This is a genomic window from Rhodoplanes sp. P11 (assembly GCF_964266735.1).
Classification (GTDB): Bacteria; Pseudomonadota; Alphaproteobacteria; order Rhizobiales; family Xanthobacteraceae; genus Rhodoplanes; species Rhodoplanes serenus.
Genome location: NZ_CAXWGY010000012.1, coordinates 535,121 through 556,215, shown reverse-complemented (window position 1 = coordinate 556,215; position 21,095 = coordinate 535,121). Strand labels below are relative to the sequence as shown.

Sequence of the window (21,095 nt, the reverse complement as noted above, 5' to 3'; positions counted from 1 at the left end):
GTCGGTTGTGGCCTGACCTTCGCGCAGCAGCCCTACCAGCAGGTTAACCAGCCGGTGGGGGAGGCGGCCTCACGCGCTGGTGCCGTCTCGTACTTTCGTCGTCGGACAAACCGACGCACGATCGATCCCGCGACCCGGTTGCGGCCCGGTCCGGCCACACTCATACTCGCGGCGGCCGTACTTCGGCCGGGCCGGGAGTCCGGCGTCCGTGATCCGGCGCCGGCCTCTCGGCCTCGTCCTCGATTGTCATCGACATCCAATTGTGTTCGGGAGGAATTCATGACGAGACGACTCGTCTCCGCGCTCGCCATCGCGGTCGCCGTCGCGCTGCCCACGGCCGTTTCGGCCGCCGAGTTCGGCACCGCGGCCGAGGCCAAGGCCATGATCGACAAGGCCGCCGTCACGTTGAAGGACGGCGAGGCCGCGGCGCTCGCCAAGTTCAACGATGCCGCCGGTGGCTTCCGCGACCGCGACCTCTACGTGTTCTGCTTCGACAGCAAGGGCGGCGCCTTCACGGCCCATCCCAACAAGGCGCTGGTCGGCTCCGACGTGCGCAATCTCAAGGAGAAGGACGGCTCGCCGCTGGGCGAGAAGCTGTTCGCGGCCCAGCAGGAGGGCACGGTGACGACCGTGCAGTACAAGTTTCCGCGGCCGGGCGGCAGCGATCCCGTGCCGAAGGAGACTTATCTGATCAAGGTCGGCGGCCAAGCCTGCGGAGTGGGCTACTACAAGTAGCGGCAGGGAGAGATCGCCGTCCGCCACGACGGTCCGGTCCCGGGTCGCGCCACGGCCCGGGACTTCTTCGTCTTGGCGCATTCATCCTGGCGCATTCCTTCCTGGCGGATCGCCGGAGGGGAGCCGGCCGGCCTTCCGATCGGGCGTTCCGACCCGGCCTCACCGTCTCTGCCGCGCCTTCAGGGCGAGCGTCAGCAGCGCCCGGTGGGCGAGTGGCTCGGCCAGGTCGCCCTGCTTCCGAAGCATCGCCGCGGTCTCGGCCAGGTCCGCCAGCGCCTGGGCGAGGCGCGGCGTCGTCCACGCCGCGAGCGCCCCCCGCACCACCGCCTCGCGCTTGAAGAACAGGCCGCGGAACGCCTCGCGCATCGCGTCCGCCGGCGCCCGTCCGCCATCGATGGCGACGCGGGCGCGGTGGAGCCTGGCGACATGGCGCAGTGCCTCGCCGACGATGCGGTCCGGGTGGGTGCCGGCAGCCCGGGCTCGGGCGAAGGCGGTGTCGAAGCCCTGCGGCTTGCCGGCGAACACCGCGTCCACCACCTCGTCGAGGGCGAGTGCCGAGGCGTCGGCGATCACCGCCAGCACGTCATCGGCCGTCACCCGGCCGGTGCCGTGGGCGTAGAGCGCGAGCTTGCGGATCTCGCCACGCGACGCCTGGCGGTCGCCGCCGATCAGCGACACCAGGAGGGTGCGGGCCTCGGCCTCGATGGCGAGCCCGGCCGCCCGCATCTCCTGGTCGATCAGCCGGGCGAGGTCGGCGTCGCCGTCGACATAGCAGGGCAGGGCGACCGCGGTGCGGGCCTGCTCGCAGACGAGCCGGAGTGCCGAATCCTTCTTGAGATCGCCGGCCTCGACCACCACCCGGCAGTCGGCCGGCGGGTCGGCCACCAGCGCCTCGACGGCCGGCGCGAGATTGCTGCGCCCCGCCTTGATCCACACGGCGCGGCGGCCGCCGAACAGCGGCACCGTATGGGCTTCCTCGGCGAGCCGGCCGGGCTCGACCGCGTCTCCGTCGAGCCGCACCAGCGCGAAGGGGTCGGACGGGTCGTCGACCGAGGCGCGCACCAGGGCCTCGACGCGCTCGCGCACCAGCCCCGCATCGGGGCCGTAGACCAGCGCGATCGGTCGCGCCGGATCGGGCCGGCTCACATAGGCGTCGATCTCGGCGCCCTTGAGGGCCGCCATGACGAAGCCTCCCTGGCTGGGGTGGTCAGGTGCCGGCGACGAAGTAGGAGGCGAGGCGCGACCGGACGGTCTCGGCGATCACCCCGGCGGCGCGGTTCTCGGCATCGCGCAGCGCGCGCTGGCGGGCGAAACGCTGCTGCTGGCCCGGGATGTCGTAGGACACCCGGCTGAAGGCCTGGTCGGTCACCACCGGCTTGCCGGTCTTCAGATCGACGAGGTTGTAGGTGGCGGTGATGCCGAAGTTCTCGACGTCCGGCCGGGCCGTCTGGGTGTCGACGATGATCGACACGCGGGTGGTGGTGATGCGGATGTCGAGCCGGTGGGTGGGCGGGGCGGGGTTGCCGCCGGCCAGCCCGAACAGGAGCTGGTTGCGCAGCTCGACCGCGATCCGCGCCTCGGGGGTGCCGTTGGGCGCCGGGATCTGGGCGATGTCGACCTGGCTGAGCGCGAGATTGACCGAGGGGCCGCCGTCCAGGGTGCGGCTGCCGTAGAGCGGCTGGAAGCAGCCGGCGAGCGGGGCGGCGAGCGCCAGCACCGCGAGGCACCGCAGGCCACGCGCCAGCACGGCGCGCCCGGCCGGCAGTTCGCCCGTCCGGACGGCGTCGACGCCGTCCGCCTGCATCCGATCGGTCCGCCTGCGATCAAGCCACCACATTGACGATCCTGTGCGGGACGACGATGACCTTTTTGGGGGCGGCGCCTCCAAGCGCTCGTTGTACCGCGTCGAGCGCCAGAACGGCAGCCTCCACCTCCGCTTTTCCGGCCGTGCGTGGCACCGTTACATCACCCCGCTTCTTACCGTTGATCTGGACCGGCAGCGTGACGGTGTCCTCGACCAGGAGATCGGCCTCCACCTCGGGCCATTCCGCCTCGGCCACGAGGCCGGCCGCGCCCAGCGCCGCCCAGCATTCCTCGGCCAGATGGGGCATCATCGGGTGGAACAGCCGCACCAGGATCGAGGCCGCCTCGCGCACCGCCCAGCGGTAATCGGCGGGCGGGTCGCCGCCGGCTGCCGTCAACGACGTCTGGAACGTGTTGGCCAGCTCGTACACATGGGCGACGCAGCGGTTGAAGCGCAGTTTCTCGATATCCTCCGACACTCGCGACAGCGCCTGATGGGCGGCCTTGCGCAGCGCCGTGGCGGGCTCGCCGAACAGCGCCGGGCGCGGCAGGTCGCCGGTGGCGGCGACGGCCGCGGCCTCGCCGATCAGCCGCCACACGCGCTGGACGAAGCGGGCGGCACCCTGGACGCCCTCCTCGCTCCAGATCACGTCGCGGTCGGGTGGCGAGTCCGACAACATGAACCAGCGCGCCGTGTCGGCCCCGTACGATCCCATGATCTCGTCGGGATCGACGGTGTTGCGCTTCGACTTCGACATCTTCTCGATCGGGCCGATCTCGATCAGCTCGCCGGTCTCGATCAGGCTCGCCCGCCGGACCTCGCCGAGCCCCTCGATCGCCACCTCGGCCGGGGCCGCGAAAGTGCCGTCGGCCTTGCGGTAGGTCTCGTGCACCACCATCCCTTGCGTGAACAGGCCGGCGAACGGCTCGTCCAGCCCGGCATGCCCGGTCGCCTTCATGGCGCGGGTGAAGAAGCGCGAATAGAGCAGGTGCAGGATCGCGTGCTCGATGCCGCCGATATACTGGTCGACCGGCAGCCAGGAATCGACCGCGGCGCGGTCGGTCGGGCTGGTGGCGATCCACGGGTCGGTGAAGCGCGCGAAGTACCACGACGAGTCGACGAAGGTGTCCATCGTGTCGGTCTCGCGCGTCGCCTTGCCGCCGCACTGCGGGCAGGCGACGTGCTTCCAGCTCGGATGGCGGTCGAGCGGGTTGCCGGGACGGTCGAAGTCGACGTCGTCGGGCAGCCGCACCGGCAGCTCGGCCACCGGCACCGGCACCACGCCGCAGGACGGGCAGTGGATCACCGGGATCGGGCAGCCCCAGTAGCGCTGGCGCGAGACGCCCCAGTCGCGCAGCCGATACATCGTCTCGCGACGACCGACCGGGGCGCCGCCGCGGATCTCGGTCTCCAGCCGCTTGGCCACCTCCTCCTGCGCCTGCGCGAAGGTCATGCCGTCGAGGAAGCGCGAGTTGATCATCCGGCCGTCGCCCACATAGGCCTCGTCGGTGATCACGAAGGTCGCCGGGTCCTGGCCCTCCGGGCACACCACCGGGGTGTTGCCGAGGTCGTACTTGTTGACGAAGTCGAGGTCGCGCTGGTCGTGCGCCGGGCAGCCGAAGATGGCGCCGGTGCCGTACTCCATCAGCACGAAATTGGCGACGTAGACGGGCAGCCGCCACGACGGATCGAACGGATGGATGGCGCGGATGCCGGTGTCGAAGCCGAGCTTCTCGGCCTTGTCGATCGCCTCCTGGGCGGTGCCCATCCGCTTGCACTCGGCGATGAAGGCGGCGAGCGCCGGGTTCTTGGCGGCGGCGGCGCGCGCCAGCGGATGGTCCGCCGACAGGCCCATGAACTTGGCGCCGAACAGCGTGTCGTGCCGGGTGGTGAAGATCTCCAGCTCGCTCTCGTGGTTCGGCGTCGTCGCCGGATCGAGCGCGAAGCGGACGTGCAGACCCTCCGAGCGGCCGATCCAGTTGCGCTGCATGGTGCGCACCTTCTCGGGCCAGCGATCGAGCCGGTCGAGCGCCGCCAGCAGATCCTCCGAGAAGCGGGTGATCTTGAAGAACCACTGCGTCAGCTCGCGCTGCTCGACCAGTGCACCGGAGCGCCAGCCGCGCCCGTCGATCACCTGCTCGTTGGCCAGCACGGTCTGATCGACTGGGTCCCAGTTGACCTTCGAGGTCTTGCGCTCGACCAGGCCGGCCTTCAGGAAGTCGAGGAACATGCGCTGCTGGTGCATGTAGTAGGCGGGATCGCAGGTGGCGATCTCGCGCTGCCAGTCGAGCGACAGGCCCATCGACTTGAGCTGCGCCTTCATGGTCGCGATGTTGGCGTAGGTCCACTCGCGCGGGTGCACCTTGTGGGCCATGGCGGCGTTCTCGGCCGGCATGCCGAAGGCGTCCCAGCCCATCGGGTGCAGCACCTTGAAGCCCTTGGCCCGCTTGTAGCGCGCCACCACGTCGCCCATCGTGTAGTTGCGCACGTGCCCCATGTGGATACGCCCCGACGGATACGGGAACATCTCCAGCACGTAGTACTTGGGACGCGGGTCGTCGTTGGCGGTCGCGAAGATCGCCCGCTCCTCCCAGGTCTTCTGCCAGCGCGGCTCGGCAACGCGGGCGTTGTAGCGGTCTGCGGTCATGAGATCGGGCTCGCTTGCGGCGAAATGGTTCGTCCCGTTGGACATCATTGCGGCGACGGGGTCAACGCTCGCGGGTGGCGCCCGGCGGCACCCGGCCATTCGCGTGGGGCAGGGACGACGGTGTTTCCGGGGGACGGCTCAGCCGGCGCGGGCGAGCGGTGCCGGCTCGTCGACCACGACGGTGTTGCGGCCGCGCCGCTTGGCGGCGTAGAGGGCCGCGTCGGCGGCCTCGACCACCTCGTCGGGCCGGGCGCCGGGGGCGGGCTCCAGACGGGCCGCGCCGATGCTGACCGTGATGAAGCCCGCCGGCGCGCCATCGTGCCGGATGCGCAGCGCCATCACGGCGAGCCGCAGCCGCTCGGCGGTCTCGCGGGCGCGTGCGGCATCGGCGCCGGGCAGCAGTAGCACGAATTCCTCGCCGCCCCAGCGGGCGGCGAATTCGGATGGCCCATCGGCGACGGCGGCGAGCACCTGGCCGATCTGGCGCAGGCAGGCATCGCCCTCGACATGGCCGTAGCCGTCGTTGAACAGCTTGAAATGATCGACGTCGATCATCAGCAGGCCGATGCCGTGACGGAGTGCGGCGGCCCGCTGCCACTCCGAGGCGAGCCGGGCGTCGAAGCTGCGCCGGTTGGCGAGGCCCGACAGCGGATCGATGGAGGCGAGCTCCTCGAGATGCCGGTTGGCGGCGCGCAGCTCGCGCTCGCGGGCGGCGAGCCGCCCGGCCATGTCGGCGAGCGCGGTGGCGAGCGGCGCGAACTCGGGCGCCCAGCTCTCCGGCTCCGCCCGCACCTCGAGATCGCCCTGGCCGATGCGGGTGGCGGTGCGCGCCAGCGCTCGGATCGGCTCGACGATCAGGTGCTCGCCCACCAGCCAGGCCGCCATCATGGTGAGGGCAGCGAAGAAGGCGACGTGCAGATAGGCGATCCAAGCGTCGCGCTCGATCCGGCCCAGCACCTCGCGCTCCTCGAAGCCGACCACGATGCGGACGTCGGTGCCGGGCAGCTGGGCGAAGCCGAAGATGCGGCGGACGCCGTCGAAGCCCGCGAGGGTGGCCGAGCCGTTCGGCTCGGTCTGGACGGCGGCGACCAGCGGATGGCCGCCATAGCGCTTGCCGACCAGCCGCTCGTGGTTCTGCAAGCCGGCCAGGACGGTGCCCTTGGCGTCGATCAGATAGGCGGCGGTGCCGGGCCGGCTCTCCACCCCCTCGCCGATGCGGGCGAGCCAATGCAGGTCGATGGGGGCGAGCAGCACCGCGGTCTCCGGGCTGTCCGGGCGGATGATCGGGAACGCCATCAGCACCGTCGACTTCTCGTAGGAGCGCTCCAGCAGGTAGTCGCTGAGCACGTACTCCCGGGTGCGCTGGACGTCGCGGATGTAGTCGCGATCCGACAGGTCGAGGCCCACGGCGGGGCGGCGGGTCGAGCAGGCGATGCGGCCGTCGGCGCCGACCACCGACAGGCTGGAGATCCACGGCGCGTCGCTGATGAAGCCGCGCAGGAAGGCGGTGCAGTCGCTCGCCGGAGCGGCCGCTGCCGTGTAGGCGCGGGCCACCACCTGGAGCAGCGCCCGGGTGGCGTCGAGGGTCTCGACCTGGGCGTCGCGGGCCCGGCGGGCGAGGCCCACCACCTCGGCATAGGCGGTCTGCACCCGCTCGACCCGGGTGCGCTCGGTGAGATGCACGCGGTCGACGACGAGTGGCACGACGGCGAGCAGCGCCAGCAGCATCAGGCGGGCCCGGATGCTGAGCCTCGGCGTGAAGCGCCGGCGCGTGCTAGAAGACCGCGGCTGAGTGTTCGGCATCTGGCTGGCGTATCCCACCCCGCGCGGAGCCTAGCCGGTCGCGGTGAAGGTCTCGTTTCGCCGAACGGTAAAATGCGAGTGAATCTGCCATGACGAATCCCGACCATCGCGCCTCCGACACCGCTGCGGAGACGGCCGGCGCTGCCGCTCGTCTCGCCGCCGTGCGGGCCGAGGTGGAGGCCGCCTGCCGGGAGGCCGGGCGCGATCCCGGCGCCGTCACCCTCGTCGCGGTGAGCAAGACGGTGCCGGCCGCGGTGATCGAGCCGGTGATCGCCGCCGGCCAGCGCGCCTTCGGCGAGAACCGGGTGCAGGAGGCGAAGGCCAAGTGGGGCGAGCTGCGGGAGCGGCACCCCGGCGTCGCCCTGCACATGATCGGGCCGCTCCAGTCCAACAAGGCGCGCGAGGCGGTGGCGCTGTTCGACGCGATCCACTCGCTCGACCGGCCGAGCCTCGCGGCCGCGCTCGCCAAGGAGGTGCAGCGGGCGGGGCGCCAGCCGCTGCTGTTCGTCGAGATCAACACCGGGGCGGAGCCCCAGAAGGCCGGCGTGCTGCCCGAGCAGGCCGACGCCTTCGTGGCCGCGTGCCGGACCACCTACGGCCTGACGGTCGCCGGGCTGATGTGCATTCCGCCCGCCGACGAGGCGCCGGCGCCGCACTTCGCCCTCACGGCCAAGATCGCGGCCCGCAACGGGCTCGAGCTCCTGTCGATGGGAATGAGCGACGACTTCGCGGTGGCGATCCGGTTCGGCGCCACCCATGTGCGGGTCGGCACCGCGATCTTCGGCGAGCGCCCGGCGCCAGTGCCGGCGCCGGCGGCCTCGCGGGGGTAGACGTCATCGAGATGGGGAAGGCGGGCGCATGGGTCGCCCCGGGCCGGAGCCGGAGCGGTCCCTCGCGGCCGCCGGCCGGCCGCGGGAGCCGCCGCCTGGGCTGCGCGAGATGGGTCGACAGTATTCGTCGACCCCGACAGTAATACTTCGATGAGCGACTCGGACGAAAGTGTAGTGGCACCTCCTCGCCGGCAGGTCACCCGGTCAAGCCCTTGTCTCCCGGAACACATCCCCGCCTGTGGGGTTAATGTTCTCGCACGGTCGACTTCGAAATCGTGAGCCGAGGCGGATCGTCGCCTCAGAATTGACATCTCGACCGAGCTTTACAGGCGCGACACGGACTGTTCGTCGTGAGGGCGAGCAAGACGATGCGCGCCCGGCCGGCTGTTCGGCCCGACACACTCCGGGCGTGGTTCCTCGACACACACGATCCGGAGATTCGGAATTTGAAGACACTCGCCTTTGCGATGCTGGCGGTCGTCACCGCCGCGACGCCGACCCGCGCCGAGCAGGTCCCCTGCGACACCATTCGGCACTATGCCAAGACCTACACGGTGGCCCAGATGGAAAGCTGGGCGCGCGCCCAGCGATACAGCGAAGCCACCATCCAGGCCGCCAAGGCATGCCTGCGTGCGGCGCCGCGGCCGCAGCGGCAGGCCGGGGTGCAGACGTCCATGTGACGCCGGCGACGTGGCGCCGGCTCCGACGCGAGCCCTAGGGGGCGGGCCTTCTCGGCCCGCGGGTCCCCGCCAGGAGCGGCGCTCGACGACGAATTCCGATTGACGGCCAAGCGCCCGGTGCGGTTCCTGCGCCCGATGTCCGGGGAGAAGCCTCCCCCGGCGCGTCGTGGCCGAGGAATTCCGTCGCATGGCTCGTTCCGTCGATGAAGCGTTTGGTCGGGCCGTCGCGGCCTTGCAGGCGGGCGTCCCGGCGAGGCCGAGCGCGCCTTCCGGAAGACCCTCGAGCTGAGCCCGCGCCACCCTGCGGCGCTCAATCTCTACACGGTCCTGCTGATGCGGCTCGGGCGCTGGGCCGACGCCGAGCCCTATGCGCGCCGCGCGGCACGCGAGACCCCCGGCTCGGACGTGACCTTGTACAATTTCGGCCTCGTCCTGAAGCAGATGGGCAAGCCGGCCGAAGCCCTGGAGCAGCTCGGCCGGGCGCTGGCGGTGAACCCCGGCGTCGCCGACACCCGCATCACCCGCGCCGGGGTATTGCGCGATCTGGGCCGGTTGAACGAGGCGCTGGCCGAGATCGATGCCGCACTGGCGCTCGAGTCCGCCAGAACCGACGCCCTCGTGGCCCGCGGCGGGTTGCTCGGTCAGCTCGGCCGCTTCCCCGAGGCGCTCGCAGCGTACGAGCAGGTGGCGGCCGCCAAGCCCGATGCGCCGGAGCCGTGGCTCGGATGCGGCAAGACTCTCGGAGAACTGAAGCGTCACGACGAGGCGCTCGCGGCGTTCGATCGGGCACTGAGCCTACGGCCCGATCTGCCCGAGGCGCTGCAAGGGCGGGGCACCACGCTCGCGGCGCTCGGCCGCTTCGCGGAGGCGCGCGAGGCCTGGGGGCGCGCCGCGGTCCCGGCCGCGACCGTCGAGACCTGGGTGGTGGGCGCCGACATCGCGTCCGCCTCGCGGGACTTCGCGGGCGCTCTGGCGGCCTTCGACGCGGCGCTCGCGATCGATCCGGATCTCGAGCTCGTTCCCGGGGCGCGGCTCCAGACCCGCTTGCAGCTCTGCGACTGGACCAATCTCGACGCGGAGGTCGCGCGGCTCCTCGCGGCGGTTCGTGACGGGCGACGGGTCGCGCAGCCGTTCAACATCCTGGTGCTGTCGGCATCGCCGGCCGATCAGCGTCGATGCGCCGAGATCTACGCCAACGACGTGACGGCGACGGTGGCGCCTCCGCGGCGGCGCGAACCGCAGTGGCGCGACTCACAGCACCGCGATCGCATCCGGATCGCCTATGCCTCGGCCGATCTGCGCGACCATCCCACCGCCTACCTGACCGCCGGTCTGTTCGAGCATCACGATCGCTCGCGATTCGAGGTGATCGCAGTCGTCTGGGGGGAGCGCGGCGGCTCCGACATCGCCCGCCGGATCGATGCCGCGATGGACCGCGTCGTCGACATCGGCGGTCACGGGGACGCCGAGGCAGCCGCCCTGATCGCTGCGTTGGATATCGATATTCTGGTGGACCTCATGGGGTTCACCGAGGGCCACCGCTTCCCCGTGCTGGCCCGGCGACCGGCGCCGATCCAGGTGACCTATCTGGGCTTCCCCGGAACGCTCGGCTCGGACTGCATCGATTATCTGGTGGCCGACCCGGTGGTGATCCCCGACGCGCAGCGGCATCACTACGCGGAGCATGTCGTCCGGTTGCCGTACTGCTACCAGGTCAACGACGACCGCCGCGCCATCGCGGCGCAGACGCCGTCGCGGTCCGATTACGGCTTGCCCGACCACGCCTTCGTGTTCTGCTGCTTCAACAGCAGCTTCAAGATTCAGCCGGCCGTGTTCGACGTGTGGATAAGGCTGTTGGCGGCCGTCGAGGGCAGTGTCCTCTGGCTGCTCGACGACGATCCCGTGGCGCGCCAACCTGCGACGGGAGGCGCAGGCGCGGGGCGTCGATCCGGACCGGCTGGTGTTCGCGCCGCGATGTCTGCTGCCCGCTCATCTGGCTCGCCACCGGCTGGCCGATCTGTTCGTCGACACAATGCCCTACAACGCGCACACGACGGCGAGCGACGCGCTATGGAGCGGCCTGCCGGTGGTGACCTGCGAAGGCACCACCTTCGCGGGTCGGGTGTGTGCGAGCCTGCTGCGGGCGGTCGGCCTGCCCGAGCTCGTCGCCGCGTCGCTCGTCGACTACGAGGCGACCGCGCTGGCGCTGGCCGCCGATCGCGGTCGTCTGGCGGCGCTGCGGGCGAGGCTCGGCGAAACGCGGGAGACGGCGCCGCTGTTCGACACCACGCGGTTCACCCGGCACATCGAGGCGGCCTATCGGGAGATGTGGCGGCGCCGTCAGGATGGCGAGCCCCCCGCGGGGTTCGACGTTCCGGCCTGACCGCTCTTCTACCAATCTCGCGGCGGCCTTGAATCAAGGGCTTGGGCTCGCGCCTGGTGCCCAGGGAGGCTTGGCGATCAGGAAGCGTGGTGAGGAGAGGACGGGGCGAGGGGCGCGCGAGCACCATGTGGACCACCCGTGTGGACCAGCCGGGCGGTTCGCCAACGCGACGTCCGATATACTGAACTCGGCAGCCACCCGTGGCACGGGCTTCGACCAGACGAGATCGTGCAGCTCGCGGCGGGTCAGAACTGGCATCGGACCATACCTCGGCGTTGGACGCCCCGAACGAAGCGATTGCCCGGGGTATAGCGCCCCCTTGTTCGACCTTCAGCCTCTCCCCCGAGCCGTTCCTGCGCCGCAAGGCGGGCAAGAGCGACGTCGACGCGCGCCGCGAGCGCCCCCGCGACGGACGCTGATCTGGCGGCTGGGCGACCCGACCGCCGGCATGCCGCGCGCTGTTTGCGGCACGACAAAGATTGCTCGTGCGCAAACAACGGCGCGGTCCGAACCGCGATGCACGCTCTCCTTGTCGCGGCGCAATGAAGCAGCTTGCCGTTCCGCCTAGCGTCACTCCCGCCAAATCACCCAGACAGGAGGGGTCTCGATGACCCGCAGGTCCGCATTGATGGGCGCCGCCATGGCCGCCCTGCTCGTCGCCGTGCCCGCGCTCGCTGCCGAACCCGATCTTCCGCGCAAGTCCGTCGAGCTGGTCGCCCCGCCCTTCGTGCATCCGCACGAGCAGGCCACCAAGGAGGGGCCCAAGATCGTCCAGTTCAAGATGACGATCAGCGAGAAGGAGGTGGTGATCGACGACGCCGGCACCAAGCTCCAGTCGATGACCTACAACGGCTCCATGCCCGGCCCCATGATGGTCGTCCACGAGGGCGATTATGTCGAGCTGACCCTGGTCAATCCGGCCACCAACACGATGCCGCACAACATCGACTTCCACGCGGCGACCGGGGCGCTCGGCGGCGGTGCGCTGACCAACGTCAACCCGGGTGAGCAGGTGGTGCTGCGCTGGAAGGCGACCCGTTCCGGCGTGTTCGTCTATCATTGCGCCCCGCAAGGCATGATCCCGTGGCACGTCGTCTCCGGCATGAGCGGCACCGTGATGGTGCTGCCGCGCGACGGCCTCAAGGATCGCGACGGCAAGCCGCTGCGCTACGACCGCATCTACTACGTGGGCGAGCACGACCTCTACGTTCCGCGCGACCAGGACGGCAAGTACAAGAGCTACCCGTCGCTCGCCGAGTCCTACTCCGACACGCTCGAGGTGATGCGCAAGCTGACGCCCACCCATGTGGTGTTCAACGGTCGCGTCGGCGCCCTCACCGGCAAGAACGCCCTGACCGCCAAGGTCGGCGAGACGGTGCTGATCGTCCACTCGCAGGCCAATCGCGACACCCGTCCGCACCTGATTGGCGGACACGGCGACCATGTGTGGGAGACCGGCAAGTTCGCCAATCCGCCAGAGAAGAATCTGGAGACCTGGTTCGTCCGTGGCGGCTCCGCGGCGGCGGCGCTCTACACGTTCCTCCAGCCCGGTGTCTACGCCTACGTGAACCACAATCTGATCGAGGCCGCCGAGCTCGGCGCCACCGCTCACGTCAAGGTGGACGGCGAGTGGAGCGACGACCTGATGAAGCAGGTGACGCCGCCCGGCCCGATCGTTCCCGGCAAGGTCGGTGCGATCGAGACCGGCACCGTGGCCAAGTGAGGCGATGACGCCGCTCCGGTCCGCGGTTCGGCCGCGGACCGGAGACCCAGCGCGGGAGACGGCCGTGCGGCTCGCGACGGAGATCGGGATGGCGCTCGCCGCGGCGGTGGTGACCGCTGCCGCGACAGTGGTCGGAATGGCGTGGTTGGAGCCGGCGACAACGCCGGTGCTGCCCCACACCGTCGTCGCCGTGGCGCCCGGCGAGGTGCGCTATCGCCCCGCCGGGGACTACACGGTGGCGGCCCGGCCGGCGGCGGCGCCGTTGCGCACCGTGCGGCGCGATCGTCCCCTCGTCATCATGGCCCGTCAGGTGACGAGGGCCGAGTATGCGGCCTGCGTTTCCGCCTCCGCCTGCCCGGTGATCGCCGGCGCCGGCGCGGGCGCCACCCCGGACCGGCCGATGGTCGGTGTGAGCTTCCGGGACGCCGTCGCTTATGCAGAGTGGATGACGCGGACGACGGGGGTCGTCCACCGGCTGCCGACCGACGACGAATGGGTCTTCGCGGCGGCCGAGAAGGCCGACACCGAGGCCGGACCGCTGATCGCGGTCGACGATCCGATCCGCGCCTGGCTCGCCCGCTACGAGGCGGAGTCCTCGCGCGCCGTCGTCGATCCGGCGCCGCAGCCGGTCGGCGCCTTCGGCGCCAACAGCCGCGGTCTCGTCGACATGGCCGGCAATGTCTGGGAGTGGACCACGACCTGCTTCGAGCGGTCGATCGTCGCGCCGTCGGGCGAGACACGGACGGTGACCGCCAATTGCGGCGTTCGTGTCGTGCAGGGGCAGCACCGCAGCTACATGACCGACTTCATCCGCGACCCCAAGGCGGGCGGCTGCGCCGCCGGCCTCCCGCCCGCCAATCTCGGCATCCGGCTGGTGGTCGAGACTGGCGGCGGCGACGGCGGCTTCGGCCTCCGCCTGCTCGACCGGATGGCGCGCGGCGTGCAGGGGCTGCTGTTCGACGGGTCCTGAGCGCCATCGGCCGAAATGGTCTGCCGGGACGGTGCCGGCCGCGATTGCGGCGCCGCCGTCGCGGCCGCCTGCTGCGAGAGATCACCGCGTCCTGCGCGACCAGGCGGCGGTCGGCTCGGCGCCGACGTTCTCCTGATGTTCTTGCCGCCCTCTCGCCTCGCTGCTACCATGGCGAGCATCAGGGGGCGGAGGATGGTCCAGCGGGTCACCACGGTGGCGTTCCAGGGCATCGAGGCGCGGGCCGTCGACGTCCAGGTCCAGGTCGCGCCCGGCCTGCCGGCCTTCACGGTGGTCGGCCTCCCCGACAAGGCGGTCTCCGAGGCGCGCGAACGGGTGCGCGCCGCCCTGGTGGCGTCCGGGCTCGCCCTGCCGGCGCGGCGCATCACCGTCAATCTCGCCCCCGCCGACCTGCCGAAGGAAGGCAGCCACTACGACCTGCCGATCGCGCTGGCCCTGATGGCCGCCATCGGGGCGATCCCGACCGATGCGCTCGACGGCTGCACGGTGCTGGGCGAGCTCGGGCTCGACGGGACGATCGCCCCCGTGGCCGGCGTGCTGCCCGCCGCCATCGCGGCGAACGGCCGCGGCGAGGCGCTGATCTGCCCGGCCGCCTGCGGCCCGGAAGCCGCCTGGGCCAGCCCCGACATGACCATCGTGGCGGCCGGCTCGCTGATCCAGCTCGCCAATCACGTCCGCGGCACCCAGGTGCTGGCGCGGCCGCAGCCCTGCATTCGCCCCTCCGAGCCCGGCGCCCTCGACCTCGCCGACATCAAGGGCCAGGAGAGTGCCAAGCGGGTCCTGGAGATCGCCGCGGCCGGCGGCCACAATCTCCTGATGGTCGGCCCGCCCGGCGCCGGCAAGTCGATGCTGGCGGCGCGGCTGCCGTCGCTGCTGCCGCCGCTGTCGCCGGCCGAGCTGCTCGAGGTGTCGATGATCGCCTCGGTGGCGGGCGCGATCGAGGGCGGCGCCCTCACCGACCGGCGGCCGTTCCGCAGCCCGCACCACTCGGCCAGCATGGCGGCGCTGGTCGGCGGCGGCCTGCGCGCCCGCCCGGGCGAGATCTCGCTCGCCCATCACGGCGTGCTGTTTCTCGACGAGCTGCCGGAGTTCGAGCCGCGCGTGCTCGATGCCCTGCGCCAGCCGCTGGAGACCGGCGAGGTGGCGATCGCCCGCGCCAATCATCGCACCACCTATCCGGCCCGCTTCATGCTGGTCGCCGCGATGAATCCGTGCCGCTGCGGCCGCGCCGACGAGCCCGGCTTCGCGTGCCGCCGCGGCCCGGTGGCACGCTGCGCCGCCGAGTATCAGGCGCGGCTGTCGGGGCCGCTGCTCGACCGCATCGATCTTCATATCGACGTGCCGGCGGTGAGCGCCGCCGACCTGGTGCTGCCGCCGGCGCGGGAGGGCAGCGCCGCCGCGGCGGCCCGGGTGGCGCGCGCCCGCGCCATGCAGATGCGCCGCTACGAGGCGCTCGGCTTCCCGCATGTGCGCACCAATGCCCGCGCCCAGGGCGGGCTCCTGGAGGACGTCGCCACCCCCGACAAGGCCGGCCTGGTCCTGATCCGCGAGGCCGCCGATGCCATGCGGCTCACCGCCCGCGGCTATCACCGCGTTCTCCGGGTCGCCCGTACCCTCGCGGATCTCGACGGCAGCGACCGGGTCGGCCGCGTCCATGTCGCCGAGGCGCTGGCCTACCGGACCCGCCTCGACGAGGTGCGGCGCGCCGCCTGACCCGCCGCCCCTTCTTGGTGCGCGACGTGATCACGATCGCGCCGGCCGCCCTCGGGTGATCTCATCCCAAAGACCTAGAACGGAGTCCGATCCAACGGGGCCGGGCTTCGCTCCAGAAGTCCTGATTCGATCGCATTTTTCGACGGCGAACCGGCGTCCACTTGGCCGGAATAAGCTCGAGCACGGGGCCGCCCGCGGGCTCGTGGGGACGCCCACCGCTGTCATGCGATTAATCGATTGTTTCCGGCTTGCTGCCATTCTGGCTCCAGTACCAAAAGGCAGTCACGGGGCGCATCATGCTGGACCGGACCGACGACCACGGAGGTCATGTCGACATGGAGGCCGGATCATCTGCCGCGCCCGGTCCGGCCCCCGCCTTGCTCGTCATCGACGACGACACCGTCCACCGGATGATCCTGTGCAAGGTCGGTGCCCGCGCCGGCTACGAGGCGGTGGGTGCCTCCTCCTACGACGAAGCGGTGCGGCTGCTCGACGGACGGTCCTACGCGGTCATCACCCTCGACCTGACGCTCGGCGAGCACGGCGGCGCCGAAGTTCTGCACGCCATCGCGGCGATGGATCTGAAAACCCCGATCATCATCGTCAGCGGCTCCAACGAGACCATCCGGCGGGAGACTGCAGCGATGGCCAACCTGCTCAGCCTGAACGTCGTCCAGACCCTGCCGAAGCCGGTCGATCTCGCCCATCTGCGGCGGCTTCTGGCCGAGCTTCAGCAGCGCAAGGCGATCGGCCTCGCCCCCCTCGGCTGGCATGTGGCGTGACATCGGACACCGACCAGATCACCGACCCGGCCGGCTCCCCGGCGCCGACCCCACGCCCGGACGGTCCCGTGGCGCGGATGACGCGTCCCTATCTGGCGCTCGTCGCCGGCGCCGCCTTCATGATCGCCGCCATCGTGGCGATGAACGCGCTGGTGCTCGCCAACCTGCGGGAAAGCGCCCTCAAAGGCGCCGAGGACATGCTGGCCCAGCGCAGCGCCATGCTGGCCGAGCACGCCGAGCGCGCCCTCCAGTCCATCGATCTCGTCCTGATCGAGGTCGCCGGCCGTGTCGCCGCCCTCGACCTGACGGCCGAGGCGCTGCCGATCCGGCTCTCCGGCTACGACGTCTTCAAGCAGCTTCGCGAGCGCCGCGCCGGCCTGCCCCAGCTCGAAGCGGTGTCGATCAGTGATCAGCACGGCAAGTTGGTCAATTTCACCCTGTCGTGGCCGGCCCCGATCTACGATTTCGGCCGCGAGCCCTATTTCCAGCGGCTGAAGTCCGACCGCGCCGCCGGCCTGGTGTTCAGCCCGGTGATCAAGCAGTACCTCACCGGGGTGCCGCTCTTGCGCCTGCATCGGCGCATCGAGGCCGCCGACGGCTCCTTCCTGGGGTCCGTGGCGGGGGGGCTCTCGCTCGGCTATTTCGAGGAGTTCTACCGCTCGATCGGCTTCGCGCCCGCCGATGCCTTCGCGCTGCTCCAGCAGGACGGCACCGTGCTGATGCGCTATCCGGGCGCTCGGGTGGAGCCGGGCCGGTTGCGGGAGCGCATCGAGCCGGCCGGGCGCGTGCGGCGGGCCGTGAGCCCGTTCGACGGCCAGGAGCGCGTGCGGTCGATGCGGGCCCTCAAGGGGTATCCGCTGGTGGTCGTCACCTCCACCACCCTCGATCACGCCCTGGCGAGCTGGCACCCCATCGTCCGCCTGTCGCTGTTCCTGTCGGTGGCGGCCGCCGTCGTCGTGGTCGCGGCGCTGTCGATCGGGCTGTGGTGGCACGAGCAGGACCGCGCCGTGCGGGCCCGCACGGCCCACATGGAAGCCGAGAATGCCCGCGCGCGCGCCGAGACCGATCTGTTGCGCGAGCGTGAGAAGGCGGCCGAGGCGGCCAACCGGGCCAAGTCGGACTTTCTCGCCACCATGAGCCACGAGATCCGCACGCCCATGAACGGGCTGATCGGGCTCGCCTCGACGCTCCTCGACACGGCGCTGACGCCGGCCCAGCGCGCCTCGGTGACCGCGATGCACAACGCGGGCGACAACCTGCTGCGCATCCTCAACGACATCCTCGACTTCTCCAAGCTGGAGGCGGGCCGCCTGGAGTTCGAGCAGCTCCCCTTCTCGCCCGCCGCGCTCGTCGACAACGTCGTCAGCATGATCGGGCGGCGCGCCGCGAGCCGCGGCCTCGCGCTGCGCACCGTGATCGACCCCGCGCTGCCGCCCGCGCTGGTCGGCGATGCCGGTCGGATCAGGCAGGTGCTGCTCAATCTCCTCTCCAACGCCGTCAAGTTCACGGCTCAGGGCGAGGTCGAGGTTGCGGTGCGCTGCCTCACCGTCGTCGACGGGCGCGCCACCGTCGAGTGGGTGGTCCGCGACACCGGCATCGGCATTCCGCCCGATCGCCTTCCGCGCCTGTTCAACAAGTTCACCCAGGCCGACAGCTCGATCAACCGACGCTTCGGCGGCACCGGCCTCGGGCTCGCCATCTGCAAGCACATCGTCGACCAGATCGGCGGTCAGATCGAGGTGCAATCGGTCGAGGGGCTAGGCAGCACGTTCCGGGTGCGTCTGGTCCTGCCGGAGGCCGAGCCGTGCGCTCCCGAGCAACCGGCCGAGAGCGATCTCACGACCGAGGTCAAGGCGCGGCTGGCGATGCTCGGCCGTCCGTTCCGCCTGCTGCTCGCCGAGGACAATCCGACCAACCAGCTCGTCGCCGTCAAGATGCTGGAGGAGTTCGGTCTCGATCTGCGGATCGTCGGCGACGGCGTCGCCGCGGTCGCCGTCACGGCGCGCGACAGGTTCGATCTCGTCCTGATGGACGTGCGCATGCCCGAGATGGACGGGCTGGAGGCCACCCGGGCGATCCGCGCGCGCGGCGGCCCGCAGGATAGGGTTCCGATCGTCGCCATCACGGCCAACGCCTATGCGGACGACGTCAAGCAGTGCCGCGCGGCCGGGATGACCGGCTTCGTCGCCAAGCCGGTACGCAAGCAAGCGCTGATCGAGGCGCTGCGCGAGGCGCTGCTGCCGCTCACCACCGGGGTGGGCCTGCCGCCACTCGCGCCGTCGTCGCCGCCGCCCCCAGCGGACGGCGGCAGGGCGCCGGCGGCGCCCGTCGCGCCCGACCTCGTGGTGCTCGACCCGGCCACCCTCGCCACTTTGAGCGAGGAGATCGGTCCCGAGGCCGCCGACCTCGCCCTGCGGGTCTTCGTGCAGGAGACCGAGACGCGGCTGCATCGGCTGCGCACCCTGGCCGGCGAAGGGGCTGGCGAGACCATCGCGATCGAGGCCCATACCCTGAAAGGAGCGGCCGCGACCCTCGGCGCCGCCGAGCTGTCCGCGCTCGCCCGCGGTCTCGAGCGCTCCGCCCCGGTGAGCCCGCCGGCCGCCTGCGTGGCCGAGATCGACCGTCTCGACGCGGCATTCGCGCGGCTGCTCGGTGCCGTCGCGGCGCGCGCGCCGGCCCGGGCCGCATGAGCCATGGCACCCCTCCGTGACCGGCTTGCTCGGTTTGTCCACGGCGCTGCCCCGTTCGCCGGGGCCGCGCTGATCGCCGTCCTGCTGATCGCGCCGGTCGTGGCTGCTCTCGTGGCGCTGCATAGCGGCGGCGCGGCGGCGTCCGACCCGGCTCCGGTGGCGGTGCTGGCGGTGGTCCTGGCGTCGACCTGTGGGCTCGGGCTCGTGCTCGTGCGCCGCAACCGCGCGCTCCGCCGCGAGGTGGCCCGGCTGGAGGCGCGCGTCGAGGACCTCGCCGACGCCCGGTGGGCGCGCGTCGACGCCGAGGAGCGCGCCCGCAGCATCGTCGAATTGCCCGGCGATCTCGTGGTGCGCCGCGACGGCGACCGCCGGGTCACCGCCGTCAACGATGCCGTCTGTGCCCTGCTGCGGGCGGAGCGCATCGATGTGCTCGGGCGTGCCGTCGAGCTGCCCGTGCTGGAGCAGGGGCCGGTCACGGTGCTGGCCGACGGCACCCGCACGCACGACCAGAAGATCGCGACCGCCTCGGGGCCGCGCTGGATCGCCTGGCGCGAGGCGGTGGTGCGCGACGGCGACGGGCTCGCGATCCACAGTGTCGGCCGCGACGTCACCGACCGGGTGACGGCCGAGCGGGCGCTGGCCGAGGCCCGCGACGCCGCCGATGCGGCGAACCGGGCCAAGACCCGCTTCCTGGCCACCGTGTCGCACGAGATCCGCACGCCGTTGAACGGCATCCTCGGCATGACGGATCTGCTGCTCGACACGCCGCTGTCGCCCGCCCAGGCGACCTATGCGCGGGCGGTGAGGACGTCGGGCCAGGCCCTGCTGGTGCTGATCGAGGACATTCTCGACTTCGCCAAGATCGAGTCCGGTCGCATCGAGATCGTGCCGCGCCCGTTCGATCTCGCCGCCGTGATCGAGGAGGTGGTCGAGCTGCTGGCGCCGCGCGCCCACGCCAAGGACGTCGAGATCGGCGCCTTCGTCGATCCGGCGCTGTCGGCGCGGGTGACCGGCGACGCCGCGCGGGTGCGCCAGGTGCTGCTCAACCTGGTCGGCAATGCGGTGAAGTTCACCGAGTGCGGCAGCGTCGTGGTCGCGGTCGAGCCCGCCGCGCCGGCGCCCGGGGAGGAGGCCGACGGCGTCGTGCTCACCGTGCGCGACACCGGGATCGGCATCGCGCCCACGGCCCAGGCGCGCATCTTCGGCGAGTTCGAGCAGGCCGAGGGAGGAGCGGCGCGTCGCTTCGGCGGCACCGGGCTCGGCCTCGCCATCACCCGGCGGCTGGTCGAGCGCATGGGCGGCACCGTGACGGTGTCGAGCGCGCCGGGCGAGGGCTCCTGCTTCCGGGCCGCGCTGCCGCTGGCGGCGGCGCCCGCGCCCGCGGTGGCGCCGCCGCCCGCCCTCACCGGCACGCGGGTGGTGATCGTCGCCGCCGACCCGCCGGCCCTGGCGCCGCTTGGTCGCCAGCTCGCTGCATGGGGCGCCGACGTGCGGATGCGATCGCCCGCGGCGGCGCCCGCCGCTCTCGCCGACGGCGGCGTCGATGCCCTGCTGGTCGATCGCAGCGTCGGGGAAACGGCGGCGACCGCTCTCGCCGGCCTGCCGGCGGGAACGGCGGACGGCCGTCCGGCTCGCCGCATCCTGCTGCTGCGCCCGGGCGAGCGCGCGGCGCTCGCCGGGCTCGCCGCCGCCGGCTTCTCGGATTATCTGGTCAAGCCGGTGCGGGCGGCCTCGCTGGCCGGGCGCTTCGGCCAGCCGGCGGACGCGCTCGCTGCCACGCTCCCATCCGCCGCAGTCCCGCCCGTCGTCCCGCAGTCCTCCGCGTCGCCGCGCGCCGTGCTGGTGGCCGAGGACAATCCCATCAATGCGCTGCTGGTGCGGGCGCTGGTCGAGCGGCTCGGCCATGCCGTCACCCTCACGCCGGACGGCGCCGCCGCGGTGGCCGCCTGGGCGGCAGCTCGCGACGCGGGCCGTCCGTTCGACGTGGTGCTGATGGATCTTCATATGCCGGGCCTCGACGGCGTCGCGGCGGCGGCCCGCATCCGCGCCCTCGAAGCCGACAGCGGCGCCCGGGTCCCGATCGTCGCTCTCACGGCCGATGCCTCACCGGCGGAGCCGGAGCGCTTCGGTGCCGCCGGCCTGGACGCCGTGCTGGTCAAGCCGCTCGACCGCGACCGCCTCGCGGCGCTCCTCGCCGATCTCGGCGACGGCAGGCGTGCCGCCTGACGCGGCTCGTCGGCCGCCTGACCGCGGCGGCCTCTCGGCCTGATTCTGGCGTCAGCCGCCCGTCGCTCCGCTCGCCATCCACCGCACACCC

14 protein-coding genes and 1 pseudogene are annotated in these 21,095 nt (G+C 71.9%); 11 read left to right on the top strand and 4 right to left on the bottom strand.

From position 1 onward, the window contains the following. Nucleotides 1–279: 279 nt before the first annotated feature. Entirely contained in the window at nucleotides 280–735 is a 456-nt protein-coding gene (locus tag ACFQUV_RS11725; RefSeq protein WP_111383315.1) for a cache domain-containing protein, read from the top strand. Nucleotides 736–894: 159 nt separating this feature from the next. Here the strand turns inward: ACFQUV_RS11725 and holA are convergent, their stop codons facing one another. The 4 genes from holA to ACFQUV_RS11705 all read right to left on the bottom strand — a co-directional run bounded on the left by holA (nucleotide 895) and on the right by ACFQUV_RS11705 (nucleotide 6,989). Continuing rightward, nucleotides 895–1,917 carry a DNA polymerase III subunit delta gene (gene holA, locus ACFQUV_RS11720; RefSeq protein ID WP_129607847.1) on the bottom strand — a complete coding sequence of 341 codons (1,023 nt, stop codon included), beginning with the start codon at nucleotides 1,915–1,917 and terminating at the stop codon, nucleotides 895–897. A gap of 25 nt (nucleotides 1,918–1,942) precedes the next feature. Further along, nucleotides 1,943–2,539 carry an LPS assembly lipoprotein LptE gene (gene lptE / locus ACFQUV_RS11715; RefSeq protein WP_378394864.1) on the bottom strand — a complete coding sequence of 199 codons (597 nt, stop codon included), beginning with the start codon at nucleotides 2,537–2,539 and terminating at the stop codon, nucleotides 1,943–1,945. A gap of 19 nt (nucleotides 2,540–2,558) precedes the next feature. Continuing rightward, nucleotides 2,559–5,186, bottom strand: a complete 2,628-nt coding sequence (gene leuS / locus ACFQUV_RS11710; RefSeq protein WP_129608147.1) for a leucine--tRNA ligase — start codon at nucleotides 5,184–5,186, stop codon at nucleotides 2,559–2,561. A 138-nt stretch (nucleotides 5,187–5,324) separates the two neighbouring features. Further along, on the bottom strand, nucleotides 5,325–6,989 hold the full coding sequence (locus tag ACFQUV_RS11705; RefSeq protein ID WP_129608146.1) for a diguanylate cyclase domain-containing protein: 1,665 nt from the start codon (nucleotides 6,987–6,989) through the stop codon (nucleotides 5,325–5,327). Nucleotides 6,990–7,078: 89 nt separating this feature from the next. Between ACFQUV_RS11705 and ACFQUV_RS11700 the strand changes: the two genes are divergently transcribed. From ACFQUV_RS11700 to ACFQUV_RS11655, 10 genes and pseudogenes are all read left to right on the top strand, one after another. Continuing rightward, a complete protein-coding gene (locus ACFQUV_RS11700; RefSeq protein ID WP_129608145.1) occupies nucleotides 7,079–7,819 on the top strand; it encodes a YggS family pyridoxal phosphate-dependent enzyme in 741 nt (246 codons plus the stop codon). 446 nt (nucleotides 7,820–8,265) lie between these two features. Next, the gene (locus ACFQUV_RS11695; RefSeq protein WP_129608144.1) at nucleotides 8,266–8,499 is read left to right on the top strand and encodes a hypothetical protein; all 234 of its coding nucleotides are present in this window, start codon (nucleotides 8,266–8,268) and stop codon (nucleotides 8,497–8,499) included. Between the two features lie 243 nt (nucleotides 8,500–8,742). Further along, nucleotides 8,743–10,380 (top strand): annotated as a pseudogene (locus ACFQUV_RS11690) (tetratricopeptide repeat protein); the annotation flags it as partial. Next, nucleotides 10,373–10,882 (top strand): hypothetical protein, encoded by a 510-nt coding sequence (locus tag ACFQUV_RS11685; RefSeq protein WP_371851686.1) that lies wholly within the window; start codon nucleotides 10,373–10,375, stop codon nucleotides 10,880–10,882. The pseudogene ACFQUV_RS11690 and the gene ACFQUV_RS11685, both read left to right, overlap by 8 nt. A gap of 607 nt (nucleotides 10,883–11,489) precedes the next feature. Continuing rightward, nucleotides 11,490–12,605 (top strand): copper-containing nitrite reductase, encoded by a 1,116-nt coding sequence (gene nirK / locus ACFQUV_RS11680; protein ID WP_129608142.1) that lies wholly within the window; start codon nucleotides 11,490–11,492, stop codon nucleotides 12,603–12,605. A gap of 64 nt (nucleotides 12,606–12,669) precedes the next feature. Then, complete coding sequence (locus ACFQUV_RS11675) at nucleotides 12,670–13,575, top strand: SUMF1/EgtB/PvdO family nonheme iron enzyme (RefSeq protein ID WP_129608141.1); 906 nt, start codon at nucleotides 12,670–12,672, stop codon at nucleotides 13,573–13,575. A gap of 192 nt (nucleotides 13,576–13,767) precedes the next feature. Continuing rightward, the gene (locus ACFQUV_RS11670; RefSeq protein WP_129608140.1) at nucleotides 13,768–15,306 is read left to right on the top strand and encodes a YifB family Mg chelatase-like AAA ATPase; all 1,539 of its coding nucleotides are present in this window, start codon (nucleotides 13,768–13,770) and stop codon (nucleotides 15,304–15,306) included. A 296-nt stretch (nucleotides 15,307–15,602) separates the two neighbouring features. Continuing rightward, nucleotides 15,603–16,088 carry a response regulator gene (locus ACFQUV_RS11665; protein ID WP_129608139.1) on the top strand — a complete coding sequence of 162 codons (486 nt, stop codon included), beginning with the start codon at nucleotides 15,603–15,605 and terminating at the stop codon, nucleotides 16,086–16,088. A 77-nt stretch (nucleotides 16,089–16,165) separates the two neighbouring features. Then, nucleotides 16,166–18,778 (top strand): ATP-binding protein, encoded by a 2,613-nt coding sequence (locus ACFQUV_RS11660; RefSeq protein ID WP_129608138.1) that lies wholly within the window; start codon nucleotides 16,166–16,168, stop codon nucleotides 18,776–18,778. Nucleotides 18,779–18,781: 3 nt separating this feature from the next. After that, complete coding sequence (locus tag ACFQUV_RS11655) at nucleotides 18,782–21,004, top strand: ATP-binding protein (protein ID WP_129608137.1); 2,223 nt, start codon at nucleotides 18,782–18,784, stop codon at nucleotides 21,002–21,004. Nucleotides 21,005–21,095: the final 91 nt, after the last annotated feature.

Bases quoted from the DNA above. Each gene is read 5' to 3' on its own strand.
- ACFQUV_RS11725 (WP_111383315.1), top strand. From the start codon at position 280: ATGACGAGACGACTCGTCTCCGCGCTCGCCATCGCGGTCGCCGTCGCG.
- holA (WP_129607847.1), bottom strand. From the start codon at position 1,917: ATGGCGGCCCTCAAGGGCGCCGAGATCGACGCCTATGTGAGCCGGCCC.
- lptE (WP_378394864.1), bottom strand. From the start codon at position 2,539: ATGCAGGCGGACGGCGTCGACGCCGTCCGGACGGGCGAACTGCCGGCC.
- leuS (WP_129608147.1), bottom strand. From the start codon at position 5,186: ATGACCGCAGACCGCTACAACGCCCGCGTTGCCGAGCCGCGCTGGCAG.
- ACFQUV_RS11705 (WP_129608146.1), bottom strand. From the start codon at position 6,989: ATGCCGAACACTCAGCCGCGGTCTTCTAGCACGCGCCGGCGCTTCACG.
- ACFQUV_RS11700 (WP_129608145.1), top strand. From the start codon at position 7,079: ATGACGAATCCCGACCATCGCGCCTCCGACACCGCTGCGGAGACGGCC.
- nirK (WP_129608142.1), top strand. From the start codon at position 11,490: ATGACCCGCAGGTCCGCATTGATGGGCGCCGCCATGGCCGCCCTGCTC.
- ACFQUV_RS11670 (WP_129608140.1), top strand. From the start codon at position 13,768: ATGGTCCAGCGGGTCACCACGGTGGCGTTCCAGGGCATCGAGGCGCGG.
- ACFQUV_RS11665 (WP_129608139.1), top strand. From the start codon at position 15,603: ATGCTGGACCGGACCGACGACCACGGAGGTCATGTCGACATGGAGGCC.
- ACFQUV_RS11660 (WP_129608138.1), top strand. From the start codon at position 16,166: ATGACGCGTCCCTATCTGGCGCTCGTCGCCGGCGCCGCCTTCATGATC.
- ACFQUV_RS11655 (WP_129608137.1), top strand. From the start codon at position 18,782: ATGGCACCCCTCCGTGACCGGCTTGCTCGGTTTGTCCACGGCGCTGCC.